At 65.4% G+C, this 17,462-nt stretch carries 15 protein-coding genes and 1 riboswitch; of the genes, 2 read left to right on the top strand and 13 right to left on the bottom strand.

Features of this window, described 5'->3' with window-relative positions:
- Nucleotide 1: 1 nt before the first annotated feature.
- A complete protein-coding gene (locus HIM68_RS06500) occupies nt 2-1,255 on the top strand; it encodes a cysteine desulfurase family protein (RefSeq protein ID WP_172170778.1) in 1,254 nt (417 codons plus the stop codon).
- A 128-nt stretch (nt 1,256-1,383) separates the two neighbouring features.
- Entirely contained in the window at nt 1,384-1,599 is a 216-nt protein-coding gene (locus HIM68_RS06495; protein WP_139468407.1) for a hypothetical protein, read from the top strand.
- Nucleotides 1,600-1,684: 85 nt separating this feature from the next.
- Here the strand turns inward: HIM68_RS06495 and HIM68_RS06490 are convergent, their stop codons facing one another.
- From HIM68_RS06490 to HIM68_RS06430, 13 genes are all read right to left on the bottom strand, one after another.
- On the bottom strand, nt 1,685-2,425 hold the full coding sequence (locus HIM68_RS06490; RefSeq protein WP_172170776.1) for a TenA family protein: 741 nt from the start codon (nt 2,423-2,425) through the stop codon (nt 1,685-1,687).
- Between the two features lie 84 nt (nt 2,426-2,509).
- On the bottom strand, nt 2,510-3,379 hold the full coding sequence (gene thiD / locus HIM68_RS06485) for a bifunctional hydroxymethylpyrimidine kinase/phosphomethylpyrimidine kinase (protein WP_172170774.1): 870 nt from the start codon (nt 3,377-3,379) through the stop codon (nt 2,510-2,512).
- A complete protein-coding gene (gene thiE / locus HIM68_RS06480) occupies nt 3,376-4,134 on the bottom strand; it encodes a thiamine phosphate synthase (RefSeq protein WP_172170772.1) in 759 nt (252 codons plus the stop codon). Before thiE ends, thiD begins: the two co-directional genes overlap by 4 nt.
- Nucleotides 4,131-5,060: a hydroxyethylthiazole kinase gene (locus HIM68_RS06475; RefSeq protein WP_172170770.1), complete on the bottom strand. Its 930-nt coding sequence runs from the start codon at nt 5,058-5,060 to the stop codon at nt 4,131-4,133. Before HIM68_RS06475 ends, thiE begins: the two co-directional genes overlap by 4 nt.
- Nucleotides 5,048-5,181: riboswitch (TPP riboswitch) on the bottom strand. It overlaps the preceding gene by 13 nt.
- Nucleotides 5,182-5,332: 151 nt before the next feature.
- Nucleotides 5,333-6,544: a sugar ABC transporter permease gene (locus HIM68_RS06470; protein ID WP_139468402.1), complete on the bottom strand. Its 1,212-nt coding sequence runs from the start codon at nt 6,542-6,544 to the stop codon at nt 5,333-5,335.
- A complete protein-coding gene (locus HIM68_RS06465) occupies nt 6,541-7,365 on the bottom strand; it encodes an ATP-binding cassette domain-containing protein (protein ID WP_139468401.1) in 825 nt (274 codons plus the stop codon). Before HIM68_RS06465 ends, HIM68_RS06470 begins: the two co-directional genes overlap by 4 nt.
- Nucleotides 7,366-7,463: 98 nt before the next feature.
- Nucleotides 7,464-8,558, bottom strand: a complete 1,095-nt coding sequence (locus tag HIM68_RS06460; protein ID WP_139468400.1) for a substrate-binding domain-containing protein — start codon at nt 8,556-8,558, stop codon at nt 7,464-7,466.
- A 92-nt stretch (nt 8,559-8,650) separates the two neighbouring features.
- On the bottom strand, nt 8,651-9,748 hold the full coding sequence (locus tag HIM68_RS06455; protein WP_172170768.1) for a LacI family DNA-binding transcriptional regulator: 1,098 nt from the start codon (nt 9,746-9,748) through the stop codon (nt 8,651-8,653).
- A gap of 110 nt (nt 9,749-9,858) precedes the next feature.
- The gene (locus HIM68_RS06450) at nt 9,859-10,257 is read right to left on the bottom strand and encodes a hypothetical protein (protein ID WP_172170766.1); all 399 of its coding nucleotides are present in this window, start codon (nt 10,255-10,257) and stop codon (nt 9,859-9,861) included.
- Nucleotides 10,258-10,421: 164 nt separating this feature from the next.
- Nucleotides 10,422-10,691 (bottom strand): TfoX/Sxy family protein, encoded by a 270-nt coding sequence (locus HIM68_RS06445; RefSeq protein ID WP_367647458.1) that lies wholly within the window; start codon nt 10,689-10,691, stop codon nt 10,422-10,424.
- 698 nt (nt 10,692-11,389) lie between these two features.
- Complete coding sequence (locus tag HIM68_RS06440) at nt 11,390-14,020, bottom strand: GNAT family N-acetyltransferase (RefSeq protein WP_253903785.1); 2,631 nt, start codon at nt 14,018-14,020, stop codon at nt 11,390-11,392.
- Nucleotides 14,017-15,450: a lysine N(6)-hydroxylase/L-ornithine N(5)-oxygenase family protein gene (locus HIM68_RS06435; protein WP_172170764.1), complete on the bottom strand. Its 1,434-nt coding sequence runs from the start codon at nt 15,448-15,450 to the stop codon at nt 14,017-14,019. The genes HIM68_RS06440 and HIM68_RS06435 overlap by 4 nt, the downstream gene beginning before the upstream one ends.
- Complete coding sequence (locus tag HIM68_RS06430; RefSeq protein ID WP_367647457.1) at nt 15,447-17,099, bottom strand: aspartate aminotransferase family protein; 1,653 nt, start codon at nt 17,097-17,099, stop codon at nt 15,447-15,449. The genes HIM68_RS06435 and HIM68_RS06430 overlap by 4 nt, the downstream gene beginning before the upstream one ends.
- Nucleotides 17,100-17,462 lie beyond the last annotated feature (363 nt).

Below are 17,462 nucleotides of genomic sequence, written 5' to 3'. Positions count from 1 at the left end.
GATGACCGGACGCCTCTACCTCGACACCGCGGCCGCGGCTCCCGTGCGCAGGGAAGCCCTCGAAGCCGCTTGGCCGTATCTGGCCGGGGCGTTCGGCAACCCGTCGAGCCACCACGAATTCGGGCGCGGACCCGCCGAAGCCCTCGCCGATGCCCGTGCTCGCGTGGCGAAGGTGCTTGGCATGCGCGCCACGGACATCACGTTCACCAGCGGCGGCACCGAGGCGGACAATCTCGCAATCATCGGCATGGCACTCGGCGCTCGGACTCAGGATCGGGCTCAGACCCAGGGTCGATCGCACACCCAAGATCGGGCTCAGCCCGAGGGCCGGGCCGGGACCGCGGCGCCGCCTCGGCGACATATCGTCACCTCTCCCATCGAACACGAAGCGGTGCTCGCCTCGGTGGAGTTCCTAACCCGCGTCCACGGATTCACCGTCACCGAGGTGGACCCGACCTCCGTTGGGACCGTGACCCCCGAAGCTCTCACGGCGGCGATCCGCCCGGACACCGTGCTCGTGAGCGTGGGATATGCGAACAATGAGATCGGCACCGTTGCCGACATTCCGACCCTGGCCGGAATCGCCCATGAGGCCGGTGCTCTCTTCCATACTGACGCCGTGCAGGCGGCCGGGTGGCTGCCGCTGACCGGGTTGGGCGTCGATGCGCTCAGTCTGGCCGGGCATAAGGTCGGGGCGCCGAAGGGCATCGGTGTGGCCGCGATCCGCGCCCGCGTCCCCGTCGAACCACTCATCCACGGCGGCGGGCAGGAGTCGGGCCGACGATCGGGCACGGAGAACGTGGCTTTGGCCGTTGCGTTCGCCACGGCACTCGAACTCGCCGAGGCGGATCGGCATGAGGCCGCCGATCGCGTCCGAGCCATCCGCGATGAGTTCATCTCCACAGTGCTCAGCCATGTCCCCGGGTCGTTTCTGACGGGCGCGGCGAGCACGGCCGGCCCTGACGGCCGGGCGACTCGGACTCCGAATCATGCGTCGTTCTGCTTCTCGAACACCTCCGGCGAGGCAGTGCTGCTCGAGCTCGAGCGCCTCGGGGTGACGGCCTCGAGCGGTTCCGCCTGTGCGGTCGGCTCCGATGAGCCCTCCCATGTGCTCACGGCCTTAGGGGTCGCGCCCGAGGTCGCGCAGACGAGTGTGCGCTTCACCTTCCCGTCCTCGATCACCCCCGACCAGGGACGTGCGGCCGCCCGAGCCGTCATCAGCGCTGCCGAGAGCCTCGCCTCGTCCTTTGCATGAACGGCGTCTCACACCCGAGTTGATTTTGATCACCTTCACGCTCACCAGGTGGGATAGCCCTATCTTTCTCTGTATTTTGGGGCGAAACTGAAAGAGAGGCATTCGTATCAGGATGTGAGGGGGCCGCCATGGATCTTTTGATTCTGTTCATGATCGCAGTGATGTTTGCGACCGTTGTGTTCTTCATCGGTCGGTTCGCCTGCCCGAAGCACGACCGAGTGCCCCTCATCGAGGTCGATCACGTGCTTCTGTGGACGACTCTGCGCCGCGGCTGGCATGCGCTCGGATCCTTCGGGCCGCTCACTCATTACCCGGATGACCCTTATGGAGCCTCCCGCGCCTGAGGCGGGAACGCTTCCGCCCGCCGACCGAGGTGACCGACTCAAGGTCAGGGCCACCTCGGCGAGGGGGATCCGATGCTCCCTGGAATCAGACGGTGACTTCCTGGGGCAGGAACACGGAGACGTCCCAGTTCTGCATGGCGTGTGCCGAGGCCCAGAAGTGGAGTTCGAAGACGCAAGCCTGCTCGAAGGCGGCGCGCATGCGGGCGGCTTCTTCGCTCGGTGCCTTCGCGAGTTCCTGTTCGAGGATCTGCACGGCGTGGCGGGTCGATTCGTCGAAGTCGGGTGAGTCGTAGGTCTGCACCCAGGTGCGGTAGGGGTGGTCGTCGGCCATCTGCCCGGCCCGGTCGACAAGCACCTTGCCCATATGCGCGTACACCCAGAAGCAGGGCAGGACTGAGGCGACGCCTTCGCCGTAGGAACGGCTGGCGGCCGTGGCGACGAGGAAGGACACGTAACCCAGCGTCGTCGGGGAGGCCTTGAAACGGGAGCCTTCCGCGGTGAGCTCTCCCAGCGCCGAGGCGAGTCGGGCGTCGGCGAGCAGCTCTCCGTGCATCTCCTCTTCGACGGTGATCGCCTCGGCGGCGGATCCGGCCCAGAACCGGGATTCGTCACGGTCGACGGTCTTCGCGGCCAGGAACGACATGGCCTTGGCGTATCCGTTGAGGTAGAGGCTGTCCTGCGAGATGTAGTTGACGAAGGCCTTCGGATCGAGGCTGCCGTCGGCGAGCTGGGCGAGGAACGGCAGCTCTTCGATCTGCTTGACGATGGGGCGGACACGGTCCCACAGCTGGGTGGTCAATGGGCCGGCGGTAAAGGTGACGGTCATGGGAACTCCTTTGTGCTCGTGTGACGTGGTGGTTCGACTGAGTTGGCGGTTCGCGTGCGGCAGCGGTCAGGCGGGATGGATACGTCAGGCGGGTCGACCGCGGACGATGTCGACTTGGTGATCGACCGGTCCGTGGGCGCCCTCCGGATTCAGGCTCAGCTGCCAATCCGCGGCCGAAGTGAGAGCGCGAGCAAGGTAATCGAGGGCATTGTCGACGGCCTCGCCGAGGATGTCCGACCCGATCTCTGTGCGTTCGCGGCCGAGGACGGCCACCTCGGCGGTGATCGCGGCCGACAGAGTGCACCCGGTTCCATGCGTATTCATCGTCGTCACACGGGGGTGGGTGAACTCGCGGACCTGACCGTCGGCGGTGGCGAGGATGTCGATGACCTCGTCCTCGCTGCCGTGTCCGCCCTTGAGCAGGACCGCTCCGGGCCCGCGTTCGAGCAGGCGACGAGCCTGGTCACGCATGGCTTCAGTCGTCTGCGCTTCGGGTTCGTCGTCGGAGATCAGCAGGGCCGCCTCGGGGAGGTTGGGGGTGATGAGGTCGGCGACGGGCAGCAGGTGGGTGCGCACGGCCTCGACGGCATCGGTCTCGAGGAGGCGGTGGCCGGAGGTCGCGATCATCACCGGGTCGACGGTATAGAAGCCGAGCCGGCCTTCGGCGGCGCGAGCGACGACGAGTTCGACAAGGTCACGGCTGCCGAGCATCCCCGATTTCGTCGCATCGACGGGCAGGTCGCCGAGCACGGAGTCGAATTGATCGGCGACGAAATCGACGTCGATCGGATAGACGCGGGACACACCGTGCGTGTTCTGCGCGACGAGGGCGGTGATGACGGTCGTGCCCATGGTCTTCCGCGCGGTGAAGGTCTTGAGGTCGGCATGGATTCCGGCACCGCCGGAGGGATCGGTGCCGGCGATCGACAGGGTGATCGGCGGGCGGGTTGTCACTGTGCACTCCCGGCGTATGCGGCGAGCAGCTCCTCTGCTGCCGTCTTCGGATCGTCGGCCATGCAGATCGCCGAGACCACGCAGATCCCGATCAGCCCACGTCCCTGCAGGTCAGGAGCACGATCGGCGTTGATGCCGCCGATCGCGACCGCGGAGATGCCCGCTTCTGCCACCAGTTCCCCGAGGCGGTCCGGTCCGATTCCGTCGGGGGCGTCGGCTTTCGTGGAGGTGTCATAGACCGGTCCGATGCCGACGAGGTCGACGACTCCGGAGTCTCGGGCGGCGGCGAATTCGACGCTGTTCGCGGCCGAGAGACCGATGAGCGGTTCCGCACCCAGGGCGGCGCGCACCTCGGCGACGGTGGTGTCAGTTTGGCCGACGTGGATATGCACATTCTCGCCTTCGGCGATGAGGCGGCGGGCCACCTCGACGCGGTCGTTGAGGACGACGGGCACCGTGCGGTCGGTGTCGCGGGTGGCGGCATCGACGGCGGCGATGACCTGGCGGGTGAGCGAATAGAAGCCTGCATCGTCGATGTCTTTGTCGCGGACCTGGACGATGCCCACTCCCCCGGCGACGGCGGCCTGCACGGTCTCGGCGACGCTGCGACCGGCCGCCTCGCATTGCGCGGAGTCGGTGACGAGGTAGAGGCGCGTGTCGATTCCGGCGAAGCGGTCGGTCGCGTCTGCTCGGTCGCTCACGGTCGCGCCGTCGTCGGCCGGGTTGTCAGCGATGTGGGCGGAACCGGCGGTCATGCCTGGACGCCTTCGCCGGCGGTTTCATTCGCAGAAGTGAGCGTGTCGAGGCCGATTCTCGCCTGTGCGAGTCGGTCACCGTCGACGGCGTGGAGTGCGTCGAGGAAGTTCACCGAGTAGCTGCCGGGCCCCTTCGCGCCATCGGCGGCGAGTTCCCCGGCGACCGCGAAGTGGGCGTGGGCGGCGACGACGGCTTCGAACTTCGCCGAGGCGGCCCCACCGTTCGCGGACTGCTCAGTGGCGTTGACGGCTGAGACGTCGGCGTCGGGGTCGGCGAGTCCGGCTCGGGCGGCGGCCAGGTAGGCAACGGTGACGGCACCGAGTGAGCAGCCGGTGCCGATGACGAGCGGCATGAACGCATGTCCACCTGAGATGCGGGCGACGTGGTCAGTGCCGTCGATGTGGGCGACGACGGCATCGGTGGGTCCGGAGACGGCGACGATGGCACCGGTCTCTCGGGCCAGCTTCGCGGCAGCGGGCAGGACGGCGTCGACTTCATCGGTGGAGTCGACTCCACGACCACCGAGTCCGACTCCGGCGAGTGCGGCGATCTCGGAGGCGTTGCCGCGGATGGCGGTCGGGTGATCGGCGGCGGCGCGGCGGATGCGGGAGGTGCGGAAATCGACGGCACCGACGCTCACGGGGTCGAGGACCCAGGGCTTGCCGGCGGCGTTGGCGACGTCGATGGCGGCATCGGCGGCGAGCAGCTGATGGTTCGAGGCCGTTCCGAAGTTGACGAGGATTCCGCTGGCGATCCCGGCGAACTGTCCGGCATCGGCCTCATGGTCGAGCATCGCCGGGGAGGCGCCGATGGCCAGGAGCACGTTAGCGCTGAACTGCTGCACGACGGTGTTCGTGATGCACTGGATGAGTGGATTGCTTGCGCGCAGATGCGCATTCGCAGAACGCAGGTCGAAGTCAACCATGACGATCCCTTCGCTAGTATGGCCCAGATCAGGTTCGATGGGTGTTCTCTCAGCCTCGGTGTCCTCCGTGCGCAGCGTCTTAGTGCGAACGGATCCTCATGAGGCACCCCATGTCATTGGCTCCGACTGTATCAGCCCGGTCGGACCCGGGCGACTTCATACTCTGCTTGGATGCTCAGCACCGACCGCTCGACTTAACGTCGCTGTATCAAGCTATGCATTGCGCGCTCGACGCTAAGGCGAGCGGTCGGCAGAGGGAGCTTCACGCCCCACTACCCGCGCCCGACGTACCTCTGTCCGCGGCGGCTGAGCGCGTCGATGACGACGGCGGTGAGCAGGACGAGTGCGGTGATGATCTGCTGCGCATCGGAGTTGAAGCCGATGAGGTAGAGACCGTTGTTGATCGCACCGACGACCAGAGCACCGAGCACGGCTGCCCAGGCGGTTCCTCGTCCGCCGAACAGCGAGGTGCCGCCGATGACAGCTGCAGCGATCGCATTGAGCAGGTCCTGCGTGCTCACCAGCGTCGATCCCGCATTTGTCGTCACACCGGTCTTGATGAAGCCGAACAATGCGGCCAGCACTCCGGCTGCCATGAACACGCTGATGCGCACCCAGGTCACGCGGATGCCGGCACGCCGTGCAGCTTCGACCTTGCCGCCGACGGCGTAGATGGAACGACCGTAGCGGGTCTTGCGCAGCACGAGGTCGATGATGATCGCAATGACGATCATGAGGAAGAAAGGCATCGCCAGACCGAAGTCCTGATTGACGAGGATGAGGAACCCGAACACGATCGCGGCCAGCAGCACGATCCGCACGATCACAGAGGTCCAGCTCGGAGCGCTGAGACCCTCCCGGTGGCGGCGCAGCTTCGAATAGATGATGCCGCCGCCGAAGCCGATGATCGCGACGGCGCCGAAGATATAGGCCCAGATCGCAGGAAAGTAGAAGCTGGCGAAGTCGAAGGCGAAGGTGTCCGACATCGACAGGTTCTTCTGCGTGCCCAATGTCGTCAGAGTCAGACCGGTGAACGCGAGCAGACCGGCCAAGGTGACGACGAACGCCGGGATGCCGACGACGGCGAAGAACCAACCTTGAATCGCGCCGACGACCAGGCCGAGCAGCAGCATGATGACCAGCGCCAAGGCCGGCGGCACACCTTGCCTTACCACCAAGACACCGAGCAGCGAGGCGGCCAAACCGCCCAATTGCGCCAGAGACAGATCGATCTCGCCGAGGAGCAGGATGAGGTTGATGCCGAGAGCCAGGATCGCGAGGAACGCGACCTGAGTGGAGAGGTTGACTAGGTTGGCCGGAGAGATGAAGTTCGAGTCGGCCGACTGGAATACGATGACGATGACGATGAGTGCGAGGATGACCGGGAACGACCCCAGCTGCCCCTCTTTGACCCGGCGGACGAAGGTGCCGATCACGCCTTCGGACGAGATCCGCTCATCGGTGATGAAGGAATTGCGGGTCATCGACGCTCACCCCTCCGTGCGGCGCGTTTGGTCACGACATTGTCGCTGGCTCCGGTGATCGCGGCGACCAGCACATCGGTGCGCTCGTCACCGGGGAAATCACCGGCGTCCTTGCCCAGCCGCAGCACGTGCACCCGGTCGCACACCGCCTGCACATCGGCCATATTGTGGCTGACGAGCAGCACGCCGAGGTCGCGTTCTTTGAGCCGTTCGATGAGGTTGAGCACTTCGGCCGTCTGGGCGACGCCGAGTGCCGCCGTCGGTTCATCGAGCATGACCAAGGATGGTTCGCCGAGGAGGGACCGGGCGATCGCGACCGTCTGACGTTGACCGCCGGACAGGGCCGCGATCGGTACGCGCACGCTCGGGATCTTTGCCGAGAGGCTGCGCAGCAGCTCCCAGGATTTGGCTTCCATCGTCACTTCGTCGAGGACGCCGCCGCGGGTCTTCTCATGTCCGAGGAACAGGTTGGCCACCACGTCGAGGTTCTCGCACAGGGACAGATCCTGGAACACTGTGGCCACTCCGGCTTTCTGTGCATCCTTCGGGGAGGAGAATCTCTGCGCCGTCCCGTTCATGATGAGTTCGCCGTCATCGGCGGCGTGGACTCCGGCGATGACCTTGATCAGGGTCGATTTGCCGGCGCCGTTGTCGCCGACGAGGCCGACGACTTCGCCGCGACCGACGCTGAGATGGATGTCGGTCAGGGCTTGGACTGCACCGAACCGTTTGTTGATTCCGCGCAGTTCGAGCACCGGCTCGCTGTCGCTGCCCGGCGTCCGCGTCGCCTCAGTTGCCGGGTCGGGTGTCTCTGGTGTCATCTGTTCCTACTTGTCGCAGTCGTTGACCCCGGCAGCCGGCGACCGGTGGCGGTCGCCGGCTCGAGGTCGGTCACGTCAGATTGTGAACGCGCACGCGCTCACTTCACGCCGGCATCGGCACAGAGCTTCTCCACCTTGCCTGTGCAGATGTCCTCGGCCTTGATCTGGTCACCAACGATGTCTTTGATGGTGTCGGTGGTGACGACCTTGGCTTCGACGAAGTCCGTGGGGGTGTCCTTGTAGGTCGTGCCCGCGTCGACGTCCTCGCCTGCGGCCAGGGCCACGGCGGCTTTGGCGGCGAACTCGGCCTGCGGTGGGATCGACTTGTAGATCGTGGCGTACTGGTCACCCTTGAGGATGTTCTGCAGACCGTCGACCTCGGCGTCCTGACCTGTCACGACGGGTTCGACCTTGGCTTTCTTCGTTGCGGCGATGACGCCGCCGGCGGTGCCGTCGTTGGCAGAGTAGATCGCGATCGGCTTCTCGCCCTTGCCCTGCAGCTGACCTTCGACCCACTGGCGGGCGTCGTCGGGGTTCCAGTCGAGGGTGTCGTGGCTGGCGGCGATGTCCACGCCTGCGCCCTTGAGGGTCTCTTCGGCGCCGGCCTTGAAGTCCGCGGCGTTCGGGTCCTTCGGATCACCATTGACCATCCAGACCGGTCCCGATTTTGGGTCGACGCCGGCGTCTTTGAGCCCGTCGAGGACGGCCTGGCCCTGCAGGTTGCCGATCTTCTTGTTGTCGAACGAGGTGTAGTAATCCGCACCTTCGAAGAAGCGGTCGTAGGAGATGACCGGGATCTTCTTCGCTTCGGCTTTCGACAGCGCGGATGAGACTGCGGAAGCGTCGACGGGGTCGAGGACGATGGCGTCGACGCCTTCGGTCACGGCCGCCTCAACCTGTTGCTGCTGCTGAGTCGCGTCCTGATTGGCGTTGCGGTATTCGACCTTCGCGTCTGGGTTGGCTTCTTTGAGGTATTTCTCGAAGTTCGGCTTGTCGAGCGACTCGTACCGGGTGGTCTTCGACTCGGGCAGCAGCAGCGCGATGGTGACGTCCCCGTCGCCGCCGGATCCGCTGTCGGCCTCGTCGTTTCCCTGGCCCTTCTGATTGCCGCAGCCGCTGAGCGCAAGAGCACCGATCGCGACGGAGGCACCGAGGAGCGCCAGCTTTTTGTGGGACTTAAGGTTGTGCCTCATTGTGAACCTTTCAATCTTTCTGACAACGTTGTCAGGCTGTTGAATATGATTCGCTGAACGCCGCCTGCTGTCAACTGTTTCGACAAAAATCTTCAGCGGGTGTACGGCGGCTCTTCACCGCTGCCACGAGCGATGACGCACAGCGCATTGTCGAAATCGGGCACGCCGTCGTCGACTCGATCGCGCCGGTTCGCCTCCCCCGCAATCGGGCCATCCCCTTCGCCGAGGCGGTCCCCGCCCTCGCCAGCATCGCTGGGTTCGCCACCGACCCGGAGTCGTCGGACCGCCTCGGCGGCGAGGGATTCGACGTTGCGATCGACGACGGTGACATCGAGGAGTTCGGCCGTGGGGAAATCGTCGATGCCGACCAGGGCCGGCCATTCGCCGAGGCGGCGGCAGGCGTCGATGGCGCCTTGGGTCACTGAGGCGGACAGGGTGATCAGGGCTCCGGGTGCGCTGCGGGAACCGAGCCAGGCGGCGACGACGTTCTTCGCGCTGGCTTCGTCGTGGGCGTCTTCGCGCATATAGGCGCGCCAGCCGACGCCGCGGCGGCTGGCGATGGCGTCCTGGATTCCCTGCAGTCGGCGGGTGGTGATGAGGCTGGGCGAATGGTCGCCGATGACGCCGAGTGCCATGTGCCCGTGAGCGAGCAGCTGTTCGGCCGCGAGGCGTCCCGCCTCACGGTCGTCGCCTGCGACGATGCTGATTCCAGGGCCTTCGACCGCTGGGTCGAGGGAGACGATTCGAGTGCCCGGCGCCGAGGCGGCTCGTGCGTAGGTCTCGGCCGCCTCGGGGTGGGCGCGGATGACGATGAGCCCGGTCAGGTCGTTGGCGAGGCATTCGTCGAGGAAGGCTTCCTCCCGGTCGGGGTCGTCTCCGACCACGGTCACCACCGGGCGCAGGTCGAGGGTTGCGAGCTCGGCTTCCACTGCTGCGAACGCACGGGCTTGGAAGGCATCACCGGCGTCGGAGAGGACGACGCCGATATAGGGTGAACGGCCTCCGGCACGCAAGCGTCTGGCCGTGGGGTTGAGGCGGAATCCGAGCTCTTCGGCGGCAGCTTCGACTTTCTCCGCCGTCGAGGCGGCAACGTGCTTTTCGCCGTTGAGGACGCGGGAGGCGGTTTTGATGCTCACGCCGGCACGCGCAGCGACCGTGGCCAGGGTCGGCCGATCGTTCTGCTTCGCCATGCGCACACCTTTGAGTCTGAGAACCGGTTCGTGAATCTGCGCATCGACGCACAGGCAACCGTTGGAATGATACTAACCGCTCGCGCAACGGACTCAGTTGTGCTGGCCTGTCACCGTCCGGTCGCCTTGGATGCGACAAGTTCAGCGATCAGTGTGCCCAATGCCACCAGAACGGTAGCCACCGACAAGAGCCCGAGCATTGGCAACCCGAACATGACGGTGATGATTCCGAGATAGCCCGAGTCATCTGAAGACGGAATCGACCAGGCGGCCACGGCTATCGACAGACCGACAACAAGGGCAAGGCCCCCTGTTGACTTCACAGCAACGCTCGCCGCTGATATCTGAGGCAGTGCCGCAATGATGAGCGTGCTGGCGATCAATGCGAAAGCCGCGCACATCGAAAGGTAGGAGTTGACGGTTCCGGCCTCGAAATCGGCGCTGTCGAACAGAACATAGGCGGCGTAGACGGCACCGCATGAGGCGAGGGCCGCACTGAGTCTGAGCATGTTTGTCGCCTTTGAGATGTCGCACGAAATCCCGCACGGATGGACTGCCTGATCCGAACACACCACTGAAACCTGTGTGCTTCTGGACACTCTATTCGCGCTGTCCCCGCAATAGGGCTAACCGTTTGCAACAATCAGGTCTCGGCGCGAAATATCCGCACGGCTTAGGGCCGGTTGAAATCCAAAGCGGTCTCGACCCAGAACGCCAAGGTTTCGCCATCACGGACAGACTCTGCGCTCACGTTGTTCCACCCGGGCCCCATATCGCGGTCGGCCCCCATCGTGGCCCGTGCAGCTTCTGGTCGCTCGATGAGCTTGTCGTGACAGTCGGGATCGACACGCGCCAGCAGATCACCCGTCTTACCAGCACTGACGATCATCTTCTCGTTGACCATGACCGCGCGGCCTCCGAACATCGAGACCTCTCGAACCACGGGCTCTTCGACAATGAGTGCACGGATTCATTCGATAAGTGAAGTCTGCTCGGGAGTCATATCAGTGGCCTCCGGTCGGCTCTGCAGTGTTCCAAACGAGTGGTTTACGACGGTGATGCCTTTATCGAATTATGCCGTAACCGCTTGAAAATCAACATGAGTTCGACAAGATTGCCTGTATCGTCAATTCTCACAGTACGCCGCGATTGCGGAAGGACAGAGTGATTCCGAAATCCACAGTGGGCCGCTGGTTCTACGCCGCCGTGTCAGTTGTGTGTCTTCTTCTCCTGGGATTCTGCATTGTCGTAACCATCTGGGCGAGCACCATTGAGGACGGGTGGATCTCGGCCGGTGTCGCGATGATACTCACTTGGTTGTTCTGCGGACCGCTGATCCCCATCCCATTGGCCTGGTCACTCGGCCTGCTCATCGCCCGCAGACGCGCTCAGAAACATGGCGCCGATTCCGCCATCGGATCAACTCGTTGAACGTACTCGCCGAGGCGGGACTCCTTTCCGGAGTCCCGCCTCGGCGAGTGGCATGTTCTGCTGCGTCGAATCACCGACCGCTCAGCGCAGCGGCGAGCGCACACACTGGCTCAGTCATCCTTCACTGAGCGCTCGAGTTGCCGTCGCTGTATCAAGTTATGCGACGAGCGGTCGCCGCTCAGGTGAGCGGTCGGCGTGGCCCCCTATGACTCAGCGAGCCACCGGGTTGGGCATCGTGCCCGCGTAGAGCAGTGATTCGGCTTGGTTGCCGATGTCGACCATCTGCTTCGTGTTCTTCAGCTGCAGCCGGTTGAGGCACGAATGAGCGAAGTGGTCGGCACGCAGATCCACGTCGCCGCTGACACCGCGCGCATCATCCGGGTGCTCCGCTTCGTAGTCGTCGAGGGTCTCGGCGACGATCGCCCAGAATCTCTCGGCCGGCAGCAGTCCATCGCCGTCGAGGATGCCGGAGAGGTGCCGCAGGACCCCGTCGAACATATCGGTGAACACCGACAGGCCCTTCTCCTCCCCCGACACCACGGCGCGGATGCGCTCGACATCGGCAGGCAGCTCGCGGTGGCCGAGCACGGCGACCTCCTCACCGATGTCCTTCATGAACGCCCCGGTGACCACATGCTCGTCGAGGACGAGGATGAGGTTCTCCCCGTGCGGCATGAACACGAGATCGTGGGCCAGCAGCGCATGGACAAGCGGCTTCAGGTACGCCCGCAGGTAACTGCGCAGCCATGCCGCGGTGCTCAGGCCTGATGCGCTGATGAGCTCGCCGGCCAGCGACACCCCCTGGTGATCCCGGTGCAGCAGGGCAGCCATCGTGATGAGCTTCTGACCTGGATCGATCTGCTCGACGGGGTTCTCCCGCCACAAGGCGGCGAGCATCTTCCGGTGCGGGTTCGTCTCCTTCGTCCGGTGGTAGACATCACCGGTGTAGCCGAGTGCGGCGCGCTCCCGCAGCACTCGGAAGCCCGCCTCGGCGAAGGTGGGGTCGGAGCCCACCAAGCCAGCAACCCAGTCGTTGATGGCTGGAGTGTCGCGCATGTACTTCGGCGACAGCCCACGCAGGAATCCCATGTTCTGCACGGCGAGCGCGACCTTGACATACGGAGCTCCGGCCCGCGAATGGTTGAAGAACGTGCGCAGGGACTGCTGCGCCTGGTGCTTATCGAGCCCTTCCCCGAGCGGCAGCAGATCGCCGCGCGCGATGTCCGCGGCGAAGGTGATCGCCAGGCGGTGGTCGGCCTGCCAGGGATGGATCGGCATGAGGTGGAAGTCCGCAGGATCCTGTCCCGCCGCCCGGATCCGGGACCCGAAGAGATCCCGTTCGGCTTCGCTGAGAGCCTCACCGAGGTGGCTCTCCTCGTCGAGTCCGACTCCCAAAGACAGATGGCTGAGTTCACGCCTCACTGCCACCCATTCGATGCGGTTGAGCTGTCCGTTCTCCGGCGCCCACTTGCGGAAGTCACTGAGACCGAAGCCGATGCGACCATTGTTCGCGAGGAACCCCGGATGGCCTTCGGTCATGGCCGCCTCGGTGGTCTGGAAATCCGCTTCGACGAGTGCACGTGCATCGGGTCTGCGCCCGGCTCGGGCGTCCTCGAGTTTGAACGCGGCCCCGGCCAGGGTCGAGGCGAGTTCCTCGAGGTAGGTGGAGATGAGGTCCTCCGGGATGGAGAGTTCGTCTTGGAGTTCGACGACGAGTTCCTGCGCGTCGAGCGGCACCTCGGTACCGTCGCGCCACCGGGTGATGCTCGCTTCGTCGATCACCCAGTGCTCGAGCGGCAGCACACGCGCGGTGAACGTGTATCGGCTGGCGCCGTCGATGCTCAGTTCCCAGGTCTGGCCCTCGCCATTCGCCGAGGCGGCTCCCCCGACCGGATGTGCACTGCCGTTCGCGGCCGCTCCTTCACCCTCGCCGAGGCTCACCGGTGCGATGAGTCGTTCGTGGGCGAATTCGGACAGGGCTTTGGCGACGAGGTGGCGCTGCACGACGGCGAACGCATCCCCGTTGAGGTGGGCGTACGGTGCCGGCGGGGTTGCGAATGTCCGGCCCGTGCGTGATTTGGTGGACCTCCGGTCACTGTCCGACTCGCCGGTCTCTGCCACGCGCGACTCCCGAGCACCGGCCGTGACGAACGGAGCCAGCGCGCTGGCCTCGAAATCCGCGCGAGTGCACACACTGACGAGCGCCGGTTTCTCGATCTCGCCCATAATGATGGTCGCTTCGGTGATGGGGGTGAAACCGGCAGCTCGGTTCTTCTCGATGATCGCGTCGTTCCTGGCATCGGGTTCGACGATGACGCGCTCGGCACCGCGTCCTCCCTGGTCAACAGGCTTCAGGCAGAAGTCGATGACCTCCGCCATGATGCGGTCGGTGAGGCCATGCACGGCCGGTCCTGCCGGCGGTGCGACGAGCAGGTGCATCCCGATGTCCGCGGGCCCGGTCGCCACGATGTTCTGCGGGATGAGGGTGTCCGGAGTGTAGGTTTCGACGTAGAAGCAGTCGGTGCCGTCGACGGAGCCAACCCAACCGGCGTCGTCCGCGGAGTCGCGAATGCCATTCAAGTAGGTCCGGACCTCGTTCTCGTCGAGGTCGGTCATCATCCAGTAGTGAGCGCGCGGGTGGGTCAGCCACCCGTGGATCCGGGCGGTGTCCCGGTCGACGTCGAGCGGACGGATGGTCACTGTCGCCGAGGCGGCCGTGAGCTTCATGTCCGAACTGCGGTCCGTGCGCGTACAGGTGGCGTTCGCACCAACAGCAGAATCGGTCGGATCGGTTTCGTCCGCCTCGGTGGTGGTCAGGCTGGTGATGAGTTCGGTGGTCATGCGTGTGACATCTCCTTGGAGTCGTCGAGTGCGAAGGCGGCATCGGGCACGGCATCGGATTCGTCGGCCGGCACCCCGAAGGTCTGGAAGGCGATGGTCCGTTCGATCGGATAGGGTTCCCGGCCGGTCACTGCGGCCAGCACCACCGAGGCCCGCCACGGGCCGAAGCCGAGGTCGGGGGCGGTCACGCCGTGGGTGTGCTCTTCGCCGTTGAGGACGTGGATGGTTCCTTCGTCGTTGATCGTGTAGTGGCGGCTGACGTCGAGGCGGCCTCGGGAGTCCAGACGGATGTCGTCGCCGAGAGGGCTGAGGAAGTCCGGGACCTGCGATTTGTATCCGGTGGCGGCGACCACGGATCCGGACCGCCGAGTGAACGTCTTGTCCAGTGCCGTGTTGCGGAAGCCGAGCAGGTATTCGCCGCTGATCGGATCAATCTCGGCGGTCTCGAGTTCGGCTTCGGAGACGAGGTTCGTCAGCAGCTGCCGCCCGCCGCGGCTGAGTCGGTAGAGAGTGTCGTGGATGTCGTCGACGAGGTCGGCGGAGATGCCCTTGTACAGCGTGCGCTGTTCCCGGCCGACACGTTCGCGCAGTTCATCGGGCAGGGCCCGGAAGTGGTCGGTGTACTCCGGGGAGGTCATCTCTAGGGTGAGCTTCGTATACTCCATCGGGAAGAACCGCGGCGAGCGGGTCACCCAGTCCAGGCGCACTCCGCGGTCTTCTGCGTCGTCGACGAGGTCACGGTAGATCTCAGCGGCGGACTGGCCGCTGCCGATGATCGTGATCGCCCCCGAGTCGAGCAGCGCTTCGCGGTTCTCGAGATAGTCGGCGGTGTGGATGAGCGGGCCGGCAGCGGGCAAGCCGACGGCACCGTCCCGGCCGGCAGCGGGCGAGTCGGCGGTTCCTCCCCCGAGCCCTTGCAGCGCAGGTGGCAGCACCGGCTGCGTTCCCACCCCGAGGATGAGATGCCGAGCGCGGTAGGTCTCGGTCGTCAGGATCGAACCGGAGTCATCGACCACCTCGGCGAGGGCGGTGTACACACCGTCGTCCCTGGTCACGGACACGACGCGACGATTCCATCGCAGCGTATCCAGCTGAACGGCGACCCACCGGCAGTATTCGTCGAATTCGGCGCGCAGGGGGTAGAACGATTCGCGGATGTAGAACGGGTAGAGCCGCTTGCGCTCCTTGAGGAAGTTGAGGAATGAGTACGGCGAGGTGGGGTCGGCCATGGTGACGAGGTCGGCCAGGAACGGCACCTGGATGGTCGAGCCTTCGATCATCATGCCCGGGTGCCAACGGAATTCGGGGCGCTGATCGAGGAAGATCGCGTCGACGTCGTCGAGCGGTTCCGACAGCGCGGCCAAGCCGAGTCCGAAGGGTCCGATGCCGACGCCGAGGATGTCGTGAATGTGTGTGGAATCTGCGCTCATGCTGCGCCTCCTTCTGTCGCTGCGTCCTCGAGGTCCCGGCCGGCGAGGATGCCGTGCCCGGTGGCACGGACGAGGTCGAGCACGGCGGTGACGTCGTCGATGCGGGTGTCGGGGTTGAGCAGGGTGAGTTTGAGCCACGGCGTGCCGTCGATGACGGTGCGGGCGATGGCGGCGCGGCCGGAGCGGAAGAGGACTCGGCGGATGAGCGGGACGAGTTCGTCGCAGGTGACCTGGTCCGCGGTCGCCGGGGTGAATCTGAAGAGCACCGTGGACAGGTCCGAGGCGCCGAGCACTTCGAAGTCCGCCTGGTCCTCGAGCAGCGCCCGGACGTCGGTCGCGAGGTCGCAGACGGCGTCGAGCATCGATCCGATCTCCCCTGCTCCGCGGGCGCGCAGCGTCGTCCAGAGCTTGAGCGCGTCGAAGCGGCGGGTGGTCTGCAGGGACTTGTCGACCTGGTTCGGTTCGGCGTCGGCTTCTTGCGCTTCGGCTTCGGGATTGAGGTAGTCGTGGTGGTGGATCGTCGGCGCGAACAGGCTCGCGTCCCTGATGAGCAGGGCCGATGAGGACACGGGCTGGAAGAACGTCTTATGGAAGTCGATGGTCACCGAGGTGGCCCTGGAGATCCCGTCGAGCAGGTGGGCGCGTTGTGGGGCCCAGAGCAGTCCGCCGCCGTATGCGGCGTCGACGTGCAGCCACACGTTCGCTGATTCGCAGACCTCGGCGATGGTCTCGAGCGGGTCGATGACACCGAGGTCGGTGGTTCCGGCGGTGGCGACGACGGCCATGGGGATCTGGTCGTTCGCCTGGATCGCGAGGAGGCTGGCATTGAGTGCTTCGGCATCCATGCGGCCGGACCGATCGGTCGGGACGGTCACGACCGCCTCGGCGTCGAGACCGAGGAGGAACGCAGCACGGGACACTGAGAAGTGGGCCTGGTCGGTGGCCAGGATCCGCAGCCGGGACAGCAGGTCGCGGCGGTTGGGCGCGCCCAGGTCAGGGCCGCCTCGGCGGGATTCGGCGTCAACGGCCTCAACGTGTCCCGCTGCCTCGGCGAGGACGTTTTCGCGGGCGAGGAACAGTGCCTGGAGGTTCGACTGGGTGCCCCCGGAGGTGAAGATTCCGTCGCCGCCGGCGAAGCCGAGGTGGGCGCAGGTCCAGTCGATGAGGCGGCGCTCCATGAGGGTGGCAACCTCGGATTGGTCGTAGGTGTCGACCGAGGTGTTGATGGCGGCGAGCATCGCTTCGGCGGCGACGGCGGGCACGGCGACCGGGCAGTTGAGGTGGGCGACGTAGCTGGGGTGGTGGAACCACACGGCATTGTCGGCGTAGAGAGCGTCGACCTCGCGCAGGGCTTCGGCGTTGCCGACGCCTGCGGTGTCGAGATCCACGGCGTCGACGGCGGCCTGGAGTCCGGAGCGTTCCTTCGCCGAGGCGGCCCGCTCAGTTGTGCGGAACCGATCGCCGAGGATGTCGACGACGTCGTGCATGAGCGATGTGTACTCGTCTGCGCTGTGGGCGCCGAGGAGGGCATCGGTGTGGGCGCCACGATCGCTGAAGGTGCCGGCGGCGTCCGGGTGGGGAATTTCGGGAGTCTGAAGGGGTGCTGAAGTGGGTGTCGCTTCGGTGTCGTAGAGCAGAGAAGTCGTCACTGTGAGGTTTCCTCCTTCGATGATGCGCACCGCGAAGCGCGGCTCGCATTAGGGAAACCTACCCTAAGTTCTTTTGTTCCCGAAGAGCCTCCGGGCGGATTCGATGACTACGGAAGTAGACCCCTCACCAAGGACGATGCCCCGCTTCCCAGCGTTCACACGGCAAGGCGGCCGTTCGCACTACGGGTGCATCGGCCGGAAAATGGGCGAGTGGCATTCGTCACATCGGGGTGTGTCATCCAGCATCGTGAGACCAAGGGCGCCCGGGTGACCGCGATTTGTTGGGTCGATCCACGGTGGTTTCAGACCGCAGAACACCTTGGATCGACCCAACAATTTGCTCAGGCACTGCAGAGTCACAGA

Origin of the sequence: Brevibacterium sp. CT2-23B (genome assembly GCF_013168765.1) — a bacterium.
In the GTDB taxonomy this organism is placed as follows: Bacteria; Actinomycetota; Actinomycetes; order Actinomycetales; family Brevibacteriaceae; genus Brevibacterium; species Brevibacterium sediminis.
The sequence above is the reverse complement of the archived record's forward strand: the minus strand, read 5'-3'. Positions and strand labels throughout refer to the sequence as shown.